The sequence below is a fragment of the methane-oxidizing endosymbiont of Gigantopelta aegis genome (assembly GCF_016097405.1).
Lineage (GTDB): Bacteria > Pseudomonadota > Gammaproteobacteria > Methylococcales > Methylomonadaceae > Methylomarinum.
Window position 1 is genome coordinate 226,883 of record NZ_JAEHGD010000001.1, and the last position, 16,201, is coordinate 243,083.

General features: G+C 44.2%; 16 protein-coding genes and 3 pseudogenes. 14 read left to right on the forward strand and 5 right to left on the reverse strand.

Annotation, left to right across the window (positions count from 1 at the left end; genetic code table 11):
- Window positions 1–437: 437 nt before the first annotated feature.
- From JEU20_RS14850 to JEU20_RS01115, 5 genes and pseudogenes are all read left to right on the forward strand, one after another.
- Window positions 438–945 (forward strand): annotated as a pseudogene (locus tag JEU20_RS14850) (IS5 family transposase); the annotation flags it as partial.
- Window positions 940–1,875 (forward strand): 23S rRNA pseudouridine(955/2504/2580) synthase RluC, encoded by a 936-nt coding sequence (gene rluC, locus JEU20_RS01100; protein ID WP_342590492.1) that lies wholly within the window; start codon window positions 940–942, stop codon window positions 1,873–1,875. The pseudogene JEU20_RS14850 and the gene rluC, both read left to right, overlap by 6 nt.
- Entirely contained in the window at window positions 1,865–2,515 is a 651-nt protein-coding gene (locus tag JEU20_RS01105) for an HAD family hydrolase (RefSeq protein ID WP_198243210.1), read from the forward strand. The genes rluC and JEU20_RS01105 overlap by 11 nt, the downstream gene beginning before the upstream one ends.
- Before the next feature lie 24 nt (window positions 2,516–2,539).
- Window positions 2,540–3,514 carry a signal peptide peptidase SppA gene (sppA, locus tag JEU20_RS01110; RefSeq protein WP_198243212.1) on the forward strand — a complete coding sequence of 325 codons (975 nt, stop codon included), beginning with the start codon at window positions 2,540–2,542 and terminating at the stop codon, window positions 3,512–3,514.
- A 504-nt stretch (window positions 3,515–4,018) separates the two neighbouring features.
- Window positions 4,019–4,416, forward strand: a pseudogene (locus JEU20_RS01115) (IS5 family transposase); the annotation flags it as partial.
- Window positions 4,417–4,424: 8 nt separating this feature from the next.
- Here JEU20_RS01115 and JEU20_RS01120 read toward each other — a convergent pair.
- Window positions 4,425–4,643 (reverse strand): annotated as a pseudogene (locus JEU20_RS01120) (DEAD/DEAH box helicase); the annotation flags it as partial.
- Between the two features lie 147 nt (window positions 4,644–4,790).
- Between JEU20_RS01120 and JEU20_RS01125 the strand changes: the two are divergent.
- The 3 genes from JEU20_RS01125 to rho all read left to right on the forward strand — a co-directional run bounded on the left by JEU20_RS01125 (window position 4,791) and on the right by rho (window position 7,051).
- Window positions 4,791–5,069 carry a hypothetical protein gene (locus JEU20_RS01125; protein WP_245395045.1) on the forward strand — a complete coding sequence of 93 codons (279 nt, stop codon included), beginning with the start codon at window positions 4,791–4,793 and terminating at the stop codon, window positions 5,067–5,069.
- 229 nt (window positions 5,070–5,298) lie between these two features.
- A complete protein-coding gene (gene trxA, locus JEU20_RS01130) occupies window positions 5,299–5,625 on the forward strand; it encodes a thioredoxin TrxA (RefSeq protein WP_198243216.1) in 327 nt (108 codons plus the stop codon).
- Between the two features lie 169 nt (window positions 5,626–5,794).
- Window positions 5,795–7,051 carry a transcription termination factor Rho gene (gene rho, locus JEU20_RS01135; protein WP_198243218.1) on the forward strand — a complete coding sequence of 419 codons (1,257 nt, stop codon included), beginning with the start codon at window positions 5,795–5,797 and terminating at the stop codon, window positions 7,049–7,051.
- A gap of 128 nt (window positions 7,052–7,179) precedes the next feature.
- On the opposite strand, the gene JEU20_RS01140 is transcribed toward rho, so the two are convergent.
- The 3 genes from JEU20_RS01140 to JEU20_RS01150 are packed head-to-tail and all read right to left on the reverse strand — an operon-like array spanning window position 7,180 to window position 10,627.
- Window positions 7,180–7,455: an oxidative damage protection protein gene (locus JEU20_RS01140; RefSeq protein WP_198243220.1), complete on the reverse strand. Its 276-nt coding sequence runs from the start codon at window positions 7,453–7,455 to the stop codon at window positions 7,180–7,182.
- Window positions 7,443–8,507, reverse strand: coding sequence for an A/G-specific adenine glycosylase (gene mutY, locus JEU20_RS01145; RefSeq protein WP_198243222.1), 1,065 nt, complete (start codon window positions 8,505–8,507; stop codon window positions 7,443–7,445). The genes JEU20_RS01140 and mutY overlap by 13 nt, the downstream gene beginning before the upstream one ends.
- Before the next feature lie 14 nt (window positions 8,508–8,521).
- Complete coding sequence (locus JEU20_RS01150; RefSeq protein WP_198243224.1) at window positions 8,522–10,627, reverse strand: AsmA family protein; 2,106 nt, start codon at window positions 10,625–10,627, stop codon at window positions 8,522–8,524.
- Window positions 10,628–10,796: 169 nt separating this feature from the next.
- Between JEU20_RS01150 and JEU20_RS01155 the strand changes: the two genes are divergently transcribed.
- Entirely contained in the window at window positions 10,797–11,081 is a 285-nt protein-coding gene (locus JEU20_RS01155) for a hypothetical protein (protein WP_198243226.1), read from the forward strand.
- A gap of 50 nt (window positions 11,082–11,131) precedes the next feature.
- On the opposite strand, the gene JEU20_RS01160 is transcribed toward JEU20_RS01155, so the two are convergent.
- Window positions 11,132–11,464: an ASCH domain-containing protein gene (locus tag JEU20_RS01160; RefSeq protein ID WP_198243228.1), complete on the reverse strand. Its 333-nt coding sequence runs from the start codon at window positions 11,462–11,464 to the stop codon at window positions 11,132–11,134.
- Window positions 11,465–11,518: 54 nt separating this feature from the next.
- On the opposite strand from JEU20_RS01160, the gene JEU20_RS01165 reads away from it, so the two are divergent.
- From JEU20_RS01165 to cydB, 5 genes are all read left to right on the forward strand, one after another.
- Entirely contained in the window at window positions 11,519–11,959 is a 441-nt protein-coding gene (locus JEU20_RS01165) for a VOC family protein (protein ID WP_198243230.1), read from the forward strand.
- Between the two features lie 477 nt (window positions 11,960–12,436).
- Window positions 12,437–13,081 (forward strand): hypothetical protein, encoded by a 645-nt coding sequence (locus JEU20_RS01170; RefSeq protein WP_198243232.1) that lies wholly within the window; start codon window positions 12,437–12,439, stop codon window positions 13,079–13,081.
- Window positions 13,082–13,124: 43 nt separating this feature from the next.
- Window positions 13,125–13,340, forward strand: a complete 216-nt coding sequence (locus JEU20_RS01175; RefSeq protein WP_198243234.1) for a DUF2905 domain-containing protein — start codon at window positions 13,125–13,127, stop codon at window positions 13,338–13,340.
- A 150-nt stretch (window positions 13,341–13,490) separates the two neighbouring features.
- Window positions 13,491–15,059 (forward strand): cytochrome ubiquinol oxidase subunit I, encoded by a 1,569-nt coding sequence (locus tag JEU20_RS01180; protein ID WP_198243236.1) that lies wholly within the window; start codon window positions 13,491–13,493, stop codon window positions 15,057–15,059.
- Entirely contained in the window at window positions 15,056–16,195 is a 1,140-nt protein-coding gene (gene cydB, locus JEU20_RS01185; protein ID WP_198243237.1) for a cytochrome d ubiquinol oxidase subunit II, read from the forward strand. The genes JEU20_RS01180 and cydB overlap by 4 nt, the downstream gene beginning before the upstream one ends.
- Window positions 16,196–16,201 lie beyond the last annotated feature (6 nt).

Here is a 16,201-nt window from a genome sequence, read left to right on the forward strand (position 1 = left end):
CAACGTTTTTTAGCTTTCTATGATAGAAGCAACATCGCCCATGATGGGTTGAGCGAAAAAACCCAAAAATTCTATTGTTAGTGAACGTCACAACGACCGGTGTAAACAAGCCGCGGTGAATCTATATGCTTCGTATATGCAATTTTTTCATTCCGTTCCTTTTCGCCTATGGCGGCGTTGAAAAAAATGAACGACTTAGATGCCGAAATTGCATCCGTGAAGCGTATACTCAGTACCAGGAATGCTTTATTTCTTTATTATCTGCATCCCTCAGATCATTGAGTAATTATCAAACCTAAACTCCGTTAATATATCAATGTTTATTGAATACAGCAATTTTTCATCACTTATTAACCATAAATTGGTATGATTGCAGGGATGAACAATCCTGATACAGAGCAACACATTAGGGGCTGTTGCCGTTTTGAAAATCCCCCTTGAAATTTTTTAACGCCTTGGTTGTTGATCCAGACCTGGAATGGGAATTTATTGATGGGAGTATTGTGAAAGCACATCAGCATAGTAGTGGTGCGGCCTGTGAACAAGAAACAGCGATAGGGGAAATCTGTCGCCGGGAACACCAGTAAAATTCATATGGCCGTTGATGCCTGTGGTCTTCCTATTCATTTCTCAGTGACAGGCGGCGAAGTTCATGACTGTAAAGAAGCACCGAAATTAGTTGCAGAGCTCCCAAAAGGTGACTATATAGTTGCTGACAGAGGCTATGACAGTGAAGCATTACGTCTTCAAATTAAAGACAAAGGGGCTGTTCCTGTTATCCCAAGAAAAAAGAATTCAACTCGGGGAAATGATGAAATGGATTGGTGTCTCTACAAATATCGCCATCTCGTTGAAAATGTGTTTGCAAGACTTAAGCATTTCAGAGCGATCGCCACGCGATATGACAAACTCAAACGAAATTTTGAAGGCTCTATCGCTCTGGCTGCCCCTAAGGTTCGCCAAATTAAAATTACGGAAGATAATGCAGGCCAAAGGCTTGATAATTACCTTATTTCATTATTGAAAGGCGTACCGAAAACACGGATTTACCGCATTGTCCGTAAAGGTGAGGTGCGCGTTAACAAAGGTCGGGTTTCAATAAATTACCGTTTGAAAATTCATGACATCGTGCGGATACCACCGGTTCGGGTAGCACATCGGGATGATGCTGTACACATCCCGTCTGCACTGAAATATTCGTTGGAAAATCAGATTTTGTATGAAGACGATGACTTTATCGTTTTAAATAAACCCTCAGGATTTGCGGTGCACGGTGGAAGCGGCATTCAATCGGGGGTTATTGAGGCACTTAGAATGTTGAGGCCTGAGCAATCCTTTCTGGAACTGGTGCATCGTATTGATAAAGAAACGTCGGGTTGCTTGCTGGTTGCAAAAAAGCGGACTATCTTAAATCAACTTCATGATATGTTTCGAGGTGATGGCATACAAAAAACCTATCTGGCTTTGTTGGTCGGTCAGTGGCAGCGAAAAAAACAATGGGTCAATGTAGCATTGAGGAAGAATGTCAGTCAGGGCGGAGAGCGCATGGTCGTTGTCAGTAAAACAGGAAAACCCTCAGAAACCTTGTTTACCCGCTTGCAGAAATTTGAAAACTGTACGCTGGTCAAAGCACAGCCTAAAACGGGTCGTACGCATCAAATTAGGGTGCATGCGGCCTGGTTAGGCCATCCTTTGGTGGGCGATGATCGCTATGGTGAAACTGAAACCAATCGTGTTTTTCGAAAAAAAGGCTATAAACGCTTGTTTTTACATGCGCATGAATTGCAATTTAGGCACCCGGCAAATGGACAGCCCTTAACAGTCATAGCGCCTTTACCAGAACAATTACAAACGCTGATTGATCATGAACAGTAAATCTATCAAGCTCATAATTTTTGATTGGGATGGTACGCTAGTCGATTCTATTGGCTGGATCGTCCATTGTATGCAATATGCAGCTAGACAGTGTCATTTTGATGTGCCGGAAGAAAAAGCAGTACGTAATATCATCGGTTTAAGTATAGAACGGGCTTTGGACGAACTGTTTCCAGGGTTAAATACAAAACAACGGGAACATTTGATTCAAACCTACAGTCAACGCTTTTTCACAAAAAATATCAGTCCTGACGATGTTTTTACCGGCGTGCCTGAGATGTTGGCGCAGTTAAAAGCGCAAGGCTATTTGCTGGCGGTGGCAACGGGAAAACGCAGCACCGGTCTGGCAAAAGCCATGCAGGGGACGGGGCTGAATGCGTTTTTTGACATGACGCGCGGGGTTGACCAGGCTGCATCGAAACCCGATCCGTTGATGCTTGAACATATTATGCAACAGTTGCGGATTGATAAAGACCAGGCTCTGATGGTGGGCGATTCAATTCATGATCTGCAAATGGCACAGAATGCGAATATCGATGCGGTTGCCGTCAGTTGCGGGGCGCACCCTGAAGTCCAGTTACAACAATATAGCCCCTGCGCCTGTTTACAACAGACAGCCGATTTGATTCATATTCTTTAACATAAAGATAGGTATACATATTTTATGGAAAATCCACAGGACAATAATGTACAAAAGGAAACCCGGTCTCATGACTGGGAAAAAAGTATTATCGAAAAACTGGCCTATGCCTCATTAGACGAGCAACGCAAGGCGCGTCGATGGGGTATTTTCTTCAAAACCTTAACCTTTGCCTATTTGATTGCGATTTTGGTCATTGCGATGTATCCCCGCTTCAAATCCGAAATTACGGCGGGCACAAAACAGCATGCAGCTGTCGTGGATGTTCAAGGCATCATTGCAGAAGGCAAGCCGGCCAGTGCAGAAAATATTATCGATGGCTTGCGCGATGCGGTTAAGGATAAAAACACAAAAGGCGTTATTTTAAATATCAATTCGCCGGGAGGTAGCCCGGTGCAGGCGCATTATGTCTATCAGGAAATTTTGCGCTTGAAGAAAAAGCACCCGGATATTCCGATATATGCCGTTGTCAGCGACATTTGCGCATCGGGAGGCTATTACATCGCTGCCGCTGCAGACAAGATTTTTGTCGACCAAGGGAGTATTATAGGCTCCATAGGTGTCATTATGAATGGCTTTGGTTTTGTCGATGTGATGAAAAAAGTGGGCGTCGAAAGGCGTTTGTTTACCGCTGGAACACACAAAGCCTTGCTTGATCCATTTTCGCCGCTTAAGCCGGATGAGTCACAACATATGCAAGCGTTGTTGAATGAGGTTCACCAGCAATTTATCGATGCTGTTAAAAAAGGCCGGGGTGAGCGCCTGGTCAATGATCCCAATTTATTTAGCGGCCTGGTCTGGACTGGCGCACAAGGCATTGAATTAGGCTTGGCCGATGATTATGGTAGTGTTGACGTGGTTGCGCGGGATGTGATTGGCACTGAACGCAAGGTCGATTTTACACCGCAGGAAAAATTACTGGATCGATTGACAGGAAAATTTGGTGCTGCTTTTGGGCAGGCTTTAGGTAGTTATTTGCAAAACTTAAGTATGCAATAAGCTTTATTCAGTCTCGATTCATCACATATGACTAAAATTTCATCTAACTATTCAGCATGTTTAGAGTTTAAATATCAGTCACTTATTCCAGAAGATACCGTAAATACATCCATGTAGGCTTGCATGTGTCATCCATGACACATACACTTCCTCCATAAGTGACTGATATTTAACGGAGCAGCTTAAATTATTTTGGCTGAATAGATACAATGTAACTACTCACCCCTTCAGAAACACTGGGTGTAGGATATTGATTTTTCAGGCTTGTGCAACAAGGATGTTGCACAGATCTACATGGATGTATCTACGCGTCCTTAAAAATCAATACCCTACGGCCACTAAATGATTACCGTGCGAGTAGTTACGATACAATTTCATCTAACTTACTGTTTCAGAGCCTTATGCGAAAAATTATTAGGGGCTGTTGCCGTTTTGAAAATCCCCCTTGAAATTCAATAACTCCGCCACATAGATTGTTTATTTTGACTCAAAAACAAGCAAACTATGCCCCGACAAATGCTTACGGATGAACTTTGGGAGAAACTGAAGATAATTATGTTGAAAATGGGAATTTATGACAAACCTTGTCTTCGAAAAACAGTCGAAGGTATTTTTTATCGCTTGCAGTAGGTTGTCCCTGGAGAGATTTACCCACGGCTTTTGGTAATTGGAATGCGGTATATAAACGATTCAATGACTGGTCTCGTAAAGAAAAACTGATGGGTATTTTTAACGCCTTGGTTGTTGATCCAGACCTGGAATGGGAATTTATTGATGGGAGTATTGTGAAAGCACATCAGCATAGTAGTGGTGCGGCCTGTGAACAAGAAACAGCGATAGGGAAATCTGTCGCCGGGAACACCAGTAAAATTCATATGGCCGTTGATGCCTGTGGTCTTCCTCAGCCCCTATTGATCAAACGCTGAAACGTCGCTAACAGGAAGGCTGCGGTTTTACCCGTCCCTGTCTGGGCTTGCCCTGCAATATCTTTATCCCGGAGCGAAATCGGCAGGCAACGATCCTGGATTGGCGTACAATGAATAAATCCGGCTTCTTTGAGGCCCTTGACGATAACGTTGGAAAGTTCCAGGTTACTGAATTTTGTGGCGGTTAAATGTTCTTGTTTCATGGCTATAGAATAACGTAAAAATGCGTTGGACTAAAACCAATGAGGCTATTTCTGTAAGATAAGGCCGTAGTCGACTTGTTAATGACGCTATCGTCCCTCATATTTGAAACCTGAATAGAACTGATTTTAAGGAGAGCTAAGGTGAATGTGGTTAAAACACTTTTGTTGATAGTCGCGCTGGTGACACTCGGTGCTTGTACCGAAGAGCAACAGAACAAATTGTCTAGAATAGGGGTAACTTGGCTGGAAGGCGATTATAAGGTGACCTATGCTGAAGGCGGGCATGTTAAATCCTGGATAGTCAAAGGTGGTAAAGTGACTTCCGAGCCAGCAAAGGGCTATTATTATTTCTGGGCCAGGCAAAATGGCGAAAAGATTTATGTGCAGACACCTATTGAGCGAACTTATATCGAAGAAATTCCTTGATATTTTTCATTCGTGACTCTGTGGCAATTTAACTGCGCGTTGAACTGAAGGGTATAGCGTGTGCATCTAAATTGTCCATGAATCCAATGTTTTACGTTTTGTTGCGAGGTATTGGAATTCATTTGCATGGGAATGTTAAGCGATCATTCAGCTTGGCTCAGGCCAAAATCATTGACAAGCGGATTGCATGTCCCTATAGTTTCAAATTTTAAAGTTATTGGAGAATAACGTGAGTGACTTAGTCCTTCATGTATCGGATGCTGATTTTAACGATAAAGTTTTGAATGCTTCGGAGCCTGTTTTGGTCGATTATTGGGCTGAATGGTGTGGGCCTTGTAAAATGATTGCGCCTGTTCTGGATGAAATTGCAGAAGAATATAAAGGCAAGCTGATCGTTGCTAAACTCAATATTGATGAAAACCCTGAAACACCTCAGCATTATGGTGTTCGAGGTATCCCAACTTTAATGTTGTACAAAAACGGCGATGTCGAAGCGACTAAAGTGGGTGCTTTGTCAAAATCACAATTAAAGGATTTTATCGATAATAATCTTTGATAATTTCAAACGATCTGGCCTTTAGACTTGGCCAGATCGTTAATTTACGTTATAATTCCCGAGTGCGGTTTTCTGCGCGCCATAATAAAATCTTCCAACTAAAAATAACCTTTCTGCAGTATACGGCTTTCTGTCGTGTTGCATTTCTTATATCTATCTTTCGATCAATATGAATCTTACCGAGTTAAAACTTAAACCAATTAATGAACTGATAACGCTTGCCGAAGAGAACGGCATTGAAAATATTGCCAGGGCCCGCAAACAGGAACTTATTTTTTCCATTCTAAAAAAACTTGCGAAGAATGGCGAAAGTATTTATGGCGATGGTGTGCTGGAGATTCTGCAAGATGGGTTTGGGTTTTTAAGAACCCCCGGGTGCTCATATTTGGCAGGCCCCGATGATATTTATGTCTCTCCCAGCCAAATTCGACGCTTTGGACTTAGAACCGGCGATACAGTCAGTGGAAAGATTCGTCCCCCGAAAGATAGTGAGCGCTATTTTGCTATGCTCAAAGTTGAAAGTATCAATTTTGAAGCCCCCGAAAATGCCAAACACAAGATTTTATTTTCCAACCTCACACCGCTTTTCCCCAATCAACGCTTCCGATTAGAACAAGGCAATGGTACTAGCGAAGACCTGACCGGTCGTGTGATTGACTTGATTGCGCCCATCGGTAAAGGCCAGCGTGGCTTGATCGTGTCACCACCTAAAGCGGGTAAAACCATGATTCTGCAGAGCATTGCGCATGCCATTGCAGAAAATAATCCGGAATGTTATTTGATCGTTCTGCTCATTGATGAACGCCCTGAAGAGGTGACAGAGATGGAACGCTGCGTTAGAGGTGAGGTGATTTCAAGTACCTTTGATGAGCCTGCAACGCGTCATGTTCAGGTGGCAGATATGGTGATCGAAAAAGCCCGTCGTCTAGTTGAACATAAACACGATGTTGTCATTCTGTTAGACTCCATCACCCGTTTGGCCAGAGCCTACAATATGGTTGCTCCCTCGTCGGGTAAGCTGTTGTCAGGCGGTGTCGATGCAAATGCTTTGGAAAAACCAAAACGTTTTTTTGGTGCTGCGCGGAATATTGAAGAGGGAGGTAGCTTGACAATTATTGCGACAGCCTTGGTGGAAACCGGTTCACGTATGGATGAGGTGATTTTTGAGGAATTTAAAGGCACCGGTAACATGGAGTTGCATTTAGAGCGTAAAATTGCCGAAAAACGTATTTATCCTGCCATCAATATCAATCGCTCGGGTACAAGGCGAGAAGAGTATCTGGTCGATCCCGATGAATTGCAGAAAACCTGGATTTTGCGCAAGATTCTACAGCCGATGGATGAAATGGCCGCGTCAGAATTTTTGTTGGACAAACTGAAGCAATTCAAGACGAACGCGGAATTTTTTGATTCGATGAAGCGATAATTAAAAAGGGTGCGGAAGATTATTCCACACCCTTTTTTTAATCCAGTGTTACCAAGAATTATTAGTGGTAAGACATTGGCAAGCCTGAGTTAGAAGAGCGCGTCCTTAGGCCTTTCTTTGACAGCTCTTCAGTTTTCTTTTTGCGGAACATAGCCTTCAGGCATTTCGAAACCGCCTGAAAACAAGAATTTTTCTCTTTCTTGCTCCAGAATTTTTTTGGCTTGCGGGTCAAAACTGGCTAAACGTTGTTCATTGATAATCATGGTCTGCATTTTCAGCCATTCCTCCCAGGCTTGTTTCGAGATATGCTCAAAAATCTGTTGACCTTTTGGACCTGGGAATGGCGGCTCGTCCAGACCTTCCGTTTCAATACCTAGTTTTACACATTTAATCATTCTCGCCATTGATTTTCCTCTGTATGTTCTTGCAAAATCCGCTTTATGGGTGCGGGTAAACCTAATGAATGAATCGCATCATTCTTATACCAGACTGCGTTATCTTGTTCCATCACAAAGTTTTTAGGGTTTTTCTCTTTTACGATTACCGTTGAATAGTCGAGGTGATAATGGGAAAACGTATGCCTCTTGTCGGGAAGTTGCTCAATAATGCTGAAGTCATTGCAGTGTAATTGGCACCAGTATTCCAGCGATGAAAAATCATCAAACTCAGGCAGAGACCATAATCCGCCCCAAATACCGACCGGCGGTCGTTGTTGTAATAAAATCTGGTTTTGATTATTTTTTAAGCATAAAAAAACACTTTGTTTAACAGGGAGCGCCTTACGTGGTCGCGTGCTTGGCAGTTTTTCGGTTTCCTGATGATGGAAGGCATAGCAATCAGGTTGCAGAGGGCAAACAGAGCATACAGGCTTGCGGCGTGTGCAGACGGTCGCGCCCATATCCATCATGGCTTGCGTATAATCGGCTGTCCGCTGCTGAGGCGTAAGGCGTTCACTAATTTGCCATAGCTCCTTGCTGACTTTGCTATCCCCAGGCCAGCCATAGATGCCGTAAAAACGGCTTAAGACGCGTTTGACGTTGCCGTCTAAAATAGCATGAGGCTGTCCAAAGGCGATGCTTAAAATGGCGCCAGCTGTGGAGCGGCCGATGCCGGGCAGGGCAACGACATGTTCAAAAGCTTGCGGGAATACACCATTATACTGATGCTGAATTACCCGTGCCGCTTTATGCAGGTTCCTGGCTCGGGCATAGTAACCGAGGCCTGCCCAATGCGTTAAAACATCATCTAGACTGGCTTGAGCCAGTGTCTTGATGTCGGGGAAAGCGTGCATAAACTTCTGATAATACGGAATCACCGTGGCTACCTGGGTCTGTTGCAGCATGATTTCAGAAATCCAGACCCGGTAGGCGCTAATAGGGTGTTGCCACGGCAAATCCTTGCGTCCATGCCGGTCAAACCAATCAAATATCTGCCGGTGAAAGGTTTTGTTATCCATAGGTTTCGCTTGGCTCAGAAAAAACTTTTCAGTAAATCAGCGGCACCTGGCCCCAGTTTCTTGTCCAGCTTATCCAGTAATTTGGTTTTTACTTTGTCAATTTTCGCTTTGTTTGTCTCCAATGCGATGGCCGCGACATCCAATTGATAAGAGGGCTTAGCGAGTGGCCCGCTTATTTTGATGATCAAAGGAATGCCTTTGACTTTATCTTTTTGTCCGCGTTTGGTGACGGCGGCACGAATTTTATAATCGATTTGATCCGTTCTTAAATTGATGATGCCTTTGCCAGTCACATCGACACGGGAAGAGGTCGCGATCAGGTCATTATTTTTAACAATACCATTGCTGACCGTCGCGGTACCGCTGATTTTTGAAAACAAGGTTTGGTCATTTTTATTTGCAGGTGGTAATGGTGCGCCTTTTAATAGTGTTTTGATGCTATCAATCATTTTTTGAATATTAAAGCCCTTGATAACGCTATCGCTAAGATTAAAAGATAACGCGCCATTCAAGCTGGACTTGATGGCCTTGCTGGTGTTGCCATAGCCTTTCAGGCGGACGGAGGCATTGATTTTTCCGCTCATTCTATCGCTGTCGTTCACAGCTTTCAGCAGTGGGGCGATTTGGACGCCTTTCAACTTTTCGTTCAGCGCTAACGATGGCGTGCGGCCTTTAACATTGATCACTGTTTGCCCACGATAACTGCCTTCGAGTAAATGCTGGATCGACTGTTGTGTTTTGAGCAGGCCTGCTTTTGCGTCAATCGCTAAACGTACGCCTTGCATCGGAATTTTGTTGAAGGTCAAGGCGTTGATCAGCAGCGTGCCTTGAAGATTCAGTTTTCTCAATGTTTCGACCGGAAATAACGTGGCGCCTGCAACTGCAGCGGCGGCAGGTGATGCAACCTTGTTGCTCGTTTTGCTGGACTTGCTTTCGGGTGGTAAATAGCGGTCGGCATTTATTTTATCCAGCACCAGATTAAATCGAATCGCCTGTTTGTCGAGATCTACAATGTTAATATCACCTTTCAAGTGACTGTCATCGAGTGTTATCTGTAAGCCGGAAAGTTTTGCGGTCTTATCAGTGGCAGCTAACTGGCTTTGTAAGCGGAAACGACTGAGTGCCGTGTCATCACGCATATTAAGATTTAGGCCCATATTGCGCAAAAATTTTCCCAAATCAAATTCAGCGACGTCGATATGGCCGTTAAAATCGGGCTGATCTTTGATGTTTACCCCCTTAAGTTGGGCAGTTATCTGTAAACTTCCACTTTGCAGCGTTAAATCGGAAATATCCAGTGTCTGTTGGGTCAGATCTAGCGCAATATCACTCTGTAATTGGGCATTGATCTGCTTATTCGGTAAGTCATCACCTGTCATCGTCGTGTTTAACGTCAGCGATTTGAATTGTATTTTGTCAAGGGCTGCATTGATCAATAATTGTGTGGCAAGATCAAGTTGAAGTGTCGTATTGGCTTTTTTATCGAAAACCTCAAAAGCCAGATCGACGTCGACGGGCTGGTCAAACATCAGTTGGTCGGTGTTTAAATTGAACTGCCTGATTTCAATATATTGACCACTGGAAGCGTCACTCCACGTGATATGGGCGTTTTCAATTGATAAGCCGCCAATCGCCAATGCCGCCAACGCGGGTGCCGCTTCGGTTGTAGAGCTATCGGCGGGTTGCGATTTATCGGGTTGTTTCTGTGCTTTCTCGGGCTGAATCAGGTCATCCCAGTTGCTGATGCCTCGCTTGTTTTTGGCAAGGTATAAATCCAGGCCTTTGAGGACTATACGGCTGACTTCGACTTTACGCGATAACAACGGGAATAATTTAACTTTTATATTGCTTTCTTCAATTTTGGCGAAGGGTCGGTCTGCGAAACCTTTGGCATTGCTGAGCGCAAGCTCACCGGTTGAAACGCCAATCCACGGAAAAACAGAGATTTCAAGATCGCCATTGATAGTTAGGTCGCGACCTGTTTGTTTTTTGACCAATTCAATGATTTGCGGTTTATAGTCGTTAGGATCAACAAATAATGGAATCGCAATTGCGGCGATAAGGATTAAAGCAAGTAGAGAGGCGATAATCGATAAGACAATTTTGAAGAGTTTAGCCATTGTTCAAGCTCCAGATTGAAAAAAGATGTCAGCCAAGACAATATCGCATATCATAATATTTTGCGTCATTCAGTGCTGATGTATCGGTAATGATAACCGCTATTGTGTTAATTTTTATTGAATGTCAGCTGAATAAAGCTGTTTATCCAACAAGATAGAGAGGGGAGCTATGTTATTACTCGCAAAATTTGCCGGGATTCTGGTATTGGTCTGGTTTTATACCTCGGCTAAAAAAGTAAATGGACCGGCCATTAATTGGGCGATCATCGGGGTGCTAGGGTATTGGTTGACTTGGTGGTTGGCCAATAAGCTGTTAGTCGCTTCTTTGGCGGGGATGTTCAGTAAAAATCCGACGATGATATTTATGGTGACGCAAATACCGGTTTTTGTGGGATTGGCGGCGATATTTTTTATTCGTAAGAAACTACTGGCGAGCGTTGATAATCATCAATAGCGCATTTTCTGTAGCACTGTATACCAGAGACAGTGCTACAGAAACTCGTTCTAATCCTGTTGCCGTTTGAACGAGTGCACCCAGACCAGGCTATCTTCGTCCCACGTCATGCCAGGATGCATTTTTAAAATCAGGTTTTTGTAGAATGCAAGGTCAGGATACCCTTCTGCACGGGCATCGTCGTCGGTCATGTCGCCTAGGCGCTGTCTTTCAACAGACGTGACCACAAAAGGGACACCTTCCAGTTTAAACGTTTCGTTCGGATAGGCATACAAGCCATCGCGGCGCTGCTCGGTTTTTTGGCCTTTTAATGCCGCTTCCACGAGCTTTGGATGGCGAATTAAACGGTCAATTTCACAGGTTTTTTCAGGATAATCACTCATGATATTCTATTGAAGCTTAAAAATTTAATTTTAACAGTTTGCGGAGTATAAGTGATGCGATATTTACATACGATGGTCAGAGTTAAAGATTTAGAGCAATCACTGGATTTTTACTGTAATAAATTAGGCCTTGTAGAGACCCGGCGCGTTGATCATGAGGAAGGTCGTTTTACGCTAATTTACCTGGCGGCCCCCGAAGATAAAGCGCGTGCAGAAACAGAGCGGGCGCCGGAGTTGGAGTTGACCTGGAATTGGGATCCGGAGGATTACGATGGTGGCCGTAATTTTGGACACTTAGCCTATGAGGTAGATGATATTTATGCGGTGTGTCAGAAGCTAATGGACCAAGGCGTTACGATTAACCGGCCGCCACGAGATGGCTGGATGGCGTTTATTCGCTCTCCCGATAATATTTCCATTGAATTATTGCAAAAAGGGGAAAGGCTGGCACCTAGGGAGCCTTGGGTGTCAATGGAAAATATCGGCAGCTGGTAAATAGATCCTGTATACAGTGACCTGTGGATAACGCTGTGCATTTCTTGCTGGATTCATGGGGATATTATTCAAAAAGAAGATGGGGGTTGGTGTCAGATTTATTTTTAATCAATGGTTTAGGGTTGAATTGTTAAAAACGTGTTGAATATTCACAAGCTAAACAGTTGATTTTTAGGTTGTGGATAACTTTGTTGCTAAAAAATAGGTCATATGCCACATTCGAACTATGGCATATGACCTGTTTTTTTGTGTTGCAGTATAAAAAAGGCTGGTTTTACCACGGTTTACTCAGGCCAATCTAATATACATACCATATTTCATGCCAATTTTAGCGGCTAATTGTCGCGCGGCAAAATGCCACATTTTTTTTACCGTTTTAGCCTTGTAAACTAGCCCTAACTCTTGTTCTTCTTCACGGACTCAGAGTTGTTATCCTTCCTCTGCGGCCTTTTTGGCCGCCCTTTTTTGGGGGTATGTATGCACAGATATCATCAGTCACGCGATTTAGGCGCAGATAGGCTTTTTGAGCTTACCCAGCAAACCGCTTTTCACGAAGCAGGGCATGCCACTGCGATTTACCTCGGTAATCAATTGCGGGGTCTCCCGCCAGTCTATTTCAGCATAGAGGTCAAACGCTCGGAAAAAAACGCTATGCCATTGCAGGCAAAAGTTATCGGCGGGCATTTAATTCAGAGTTTGCCGGTTGCCATGCTCGATAGCCTGTCGGATTTATCAGTGGCAGAAAAACACAGTTATCAATGTGCTTATGAAGCGGATGTCATTAATTTGCTGGCCGGGCCTTTGGCAGAAGCACGCTATGTGTCAATTCGGGATGATGAGGTGCTTAATCTGAATTTACTCAATCCCCAGGCCTTAGGCGATTATTACGGTGGCCAGGCGGATATGGAAAAGGCGTATCAATATCTGGAATATTTTATTGCCGATGCAGAGCAGCGGGAAAATAAGATGCTGGATCTTTTTACACAAGCCTGGATGTTTGTCAGTCATCGGAAAAGCTGGGTCTGTATTTTGAATCTGGCTAACTATATCCTGGAAAGTGATCAGGATGTTATCAGTTGCGAAGAGGTCAGCGATATCTTCGAGCGTTGCATGAATTTATAGTCTCGTTTATTCTATTCATTCTGTTTAGCTGAGGGGAAACCGAATGGATGTCGGTAAAGTGTTAATCATTATCGGTAGCTTTATTCTCACTTTAGGGCTCATTACCTCTTATGCGCCTTGGTTAATCAACTGGTTTGGTCGCTTACCCGGCGATATTCATATCAAAAATGAACACAGTGTGGTGTTTATTCCTGTCACCTCAATGATTGTTGTCAGCATTCTTTTGACAGCACTTGTCAATTTATTTTTCCGTAAGTAAAATCAGAATATACTAATTTACTAAATATTTGGTTAATTTTAGTTTACGGCTATACTTTACTGGGTCGACTAGACCGTAAATTGCCGTCCTATATTTATAAACCAAGCAAAATAGTGCTTGGCTATTCATTACTACTTTGAGGTTCCTAAAATGATTACAGAAGGAGTCGTTGAACTGTCGCGCTGGCAATTTGCTGTCACGGCACTGTATCACTTCCTGTTTGTTCCTCTGACACTGGGATTGTCATTTTTGTTGGCGATCATGGAGTCTTGCTATGTCATGACAGGGCGACAAGTCTATAAAGACATGACACAGTTCTGGGGCAAGCTGTTCGGCATCAACTTTGCGTTAGGCGTTGCGACCGGGCTGACGATGGAATTCCAGTTCGGCATGAATTGGGCCTATTTTTCGCATTATGTTGGTGATGTGTTCGGTGCGCCACTGGCCATTGAAGGCTTGATGGCGTTTTTTTTGGAATCGAGTTTTGTGGGGCTGTTTTTCTTTGGCTGGGACAAGCTCAGCAAGGGCCAGCACCTCATGGTAACCTGGTTGGTGGCGTTAGGTACCAACTTGTCGGCCTTATGGATTTTGATTGCCAATGGCTGGATGCAAAATCCGGTCGGCGCCGAGTTCAATCTTGAAACCATGCGCATGGAGGTCAGTAGTTTTGGCCAATTGATTTTTAATCCGGCCGCACAGGTCAAATTTGTTCATACCGTAGCTGCAGGCTACACCACAGCATCGGCATTTGTATTGGGTATCAGCGCTTTTTATATGTTGAAAGGACGCGATGCCGCATTTTCGCAGCGCTCTTATACCATTGCCGCAGGCTTTGGGCTGGCGGCGGTATTGGCGGTGATTGTGCTGGGCGATGAAAGTGGTTATACCGATGGCGAAGTACAAAAAGCTAAATTGGCGGCGATAGAAGCCGAATGGGAGACGGAAGAGCCGCCTGCCGCATTCACTTTGGTTGGCATACCCGACCAGGAGGCCATGGAAACAAAATATGCAATAAAAATTCCCTGGGTACTGGGTCTGATTGGGACGCGGTCGATTGATACACCTATTATGGGGTTGAAAGATATTCTGCTCAAAAATGAACAACGTATTCGTAATGGCATGAAGGCTTATGCGGCGTTACAGAAAATCAAAGACAGCGAAAAACCAATCGCGCCGGAATTAGTCGCAGAATTTGAGCAATATAAGGCCGACCTAGGATATGGACTATTACTTAAACGCTGGGTAGACGATGTCTCAAAGGCGACGGAGGCACAAATTGCCGAGGCCGTACAATTTAGCATTCCGCGGGTGGTGCCGCTGTTTTGGACTTTCAGGGTTATGGTCGCCTGTGGCTTTATCATGCTGGTTATTTTTGCGTTGGCTTTCGCCATGAGTTCTATTCGCAAATGCCGTCAGGAATGGTTGTTGAAGTTGTCTTTCTGGATGATTCCGTTGCCATGGATTGCCTGTGAAATGGGCTGGTTTGTGGCGGAATTCGGACGCCAACCCTGGACTATTGCAGAAATTCTGCCGACGTTTCTTAGTGCCTCGTCGCTGACCGAATGGGATATTATTCTCAGTTTGAGTACCTATATTCTGGCGTACACCTGCTTTTTAATGATTGAAATGTTTTTAATGCTGAAATTTATTCGGTTGGGGCCGAGTTCCCTGCATACAGGGCGGTATCACTTTGAAATTGCAGAAGGAGCGGTCAAATGATTTTTGATTATGAAACATTACGCTTGATCTGGTGGGCCTTTTTAGGGGCATTGTTGATTGGTTTTGCCATCATGGATGGTTTCGATCTGGGCGTGGGTATGCTGCTGCCATTTTTAGGGAAAACCGATTTGGAACGGCGGGTGATTATCAATTCCATAGGGCCGACCTGGGAGGGAAACCAGGTCTGGTTTGTCACGGCCGGAGGCGCTTTGTTTGCTGCGTGGCCGATGGTGTATGCGGTATCATTTTCTGGCATGTATTTTGCGCTGCTGGCGACGCTATGCGCTATGTTTTTACGGCCTCTGGGCTTTGATTACCGGAGTAAGCTTAGCAGCCAGAAATGGCGTAATAACTGGGATAAAGCGCTTTTTGTGGGTAGTTTCGTGCCGGCTTTAGTAATGGGGGTCGGTTTCGGCAATTTGCTGTTGGGGTTACCGTTTAACTTTGATAATGATTTACGTATGGTTTACTACGGCAGCTTTTGGGATTTATTGTCGCCATTCGCGCTGTTAGCCGGTTTGGTCAGCGTTAGCATGTATGTTATGCATGGTGCGATTTATTTGCAACTACGCACCGATGCGGAAATTTATCAGCGCTGTAAAAAAGTTGTGCTGTATGCCGGTTTAATCACGATAGCACTGTTTCTGTTAGCGGGTTTGTGGATCAGTCATTTGCCGGGCTATCACATCTTGACTGAAATCGTACCCGATGGGCCTTCTAATCCATTATTGAAGATGGTTAAAAAGGCAGAAGGTTTGTGGCTGGATAATTATAATCATTATCCCAGTCTTTGGGCCGTGCCGGCCGGGGCCTGCATCCTGGGGTTAGTTACCGTGTTCTTATCGCTCATCAATCGTCCGGGGTTGGCCTTTATCAGCAGCGGGTTAACGCTGACGGGGATCATTCTGACCGCAGGTGCCTCCATGTTTCCATTTTTAATTCCGTCCAGTATTGCCGTCAACAGTTCTTTGACTGTCTGGGATGCCAGTTCTAGTGTCTCGACCTTGCATTTGATGTTTTGGGTGACGGTGATTTTTCTGCCGCTGATTATCGTGTATACCAGTTGGATATTTAAGATATTACGCGGAAAAATTACGGTGGATTACGTTCACGATAACGATCACAAGCTCTATTAGGAGGGC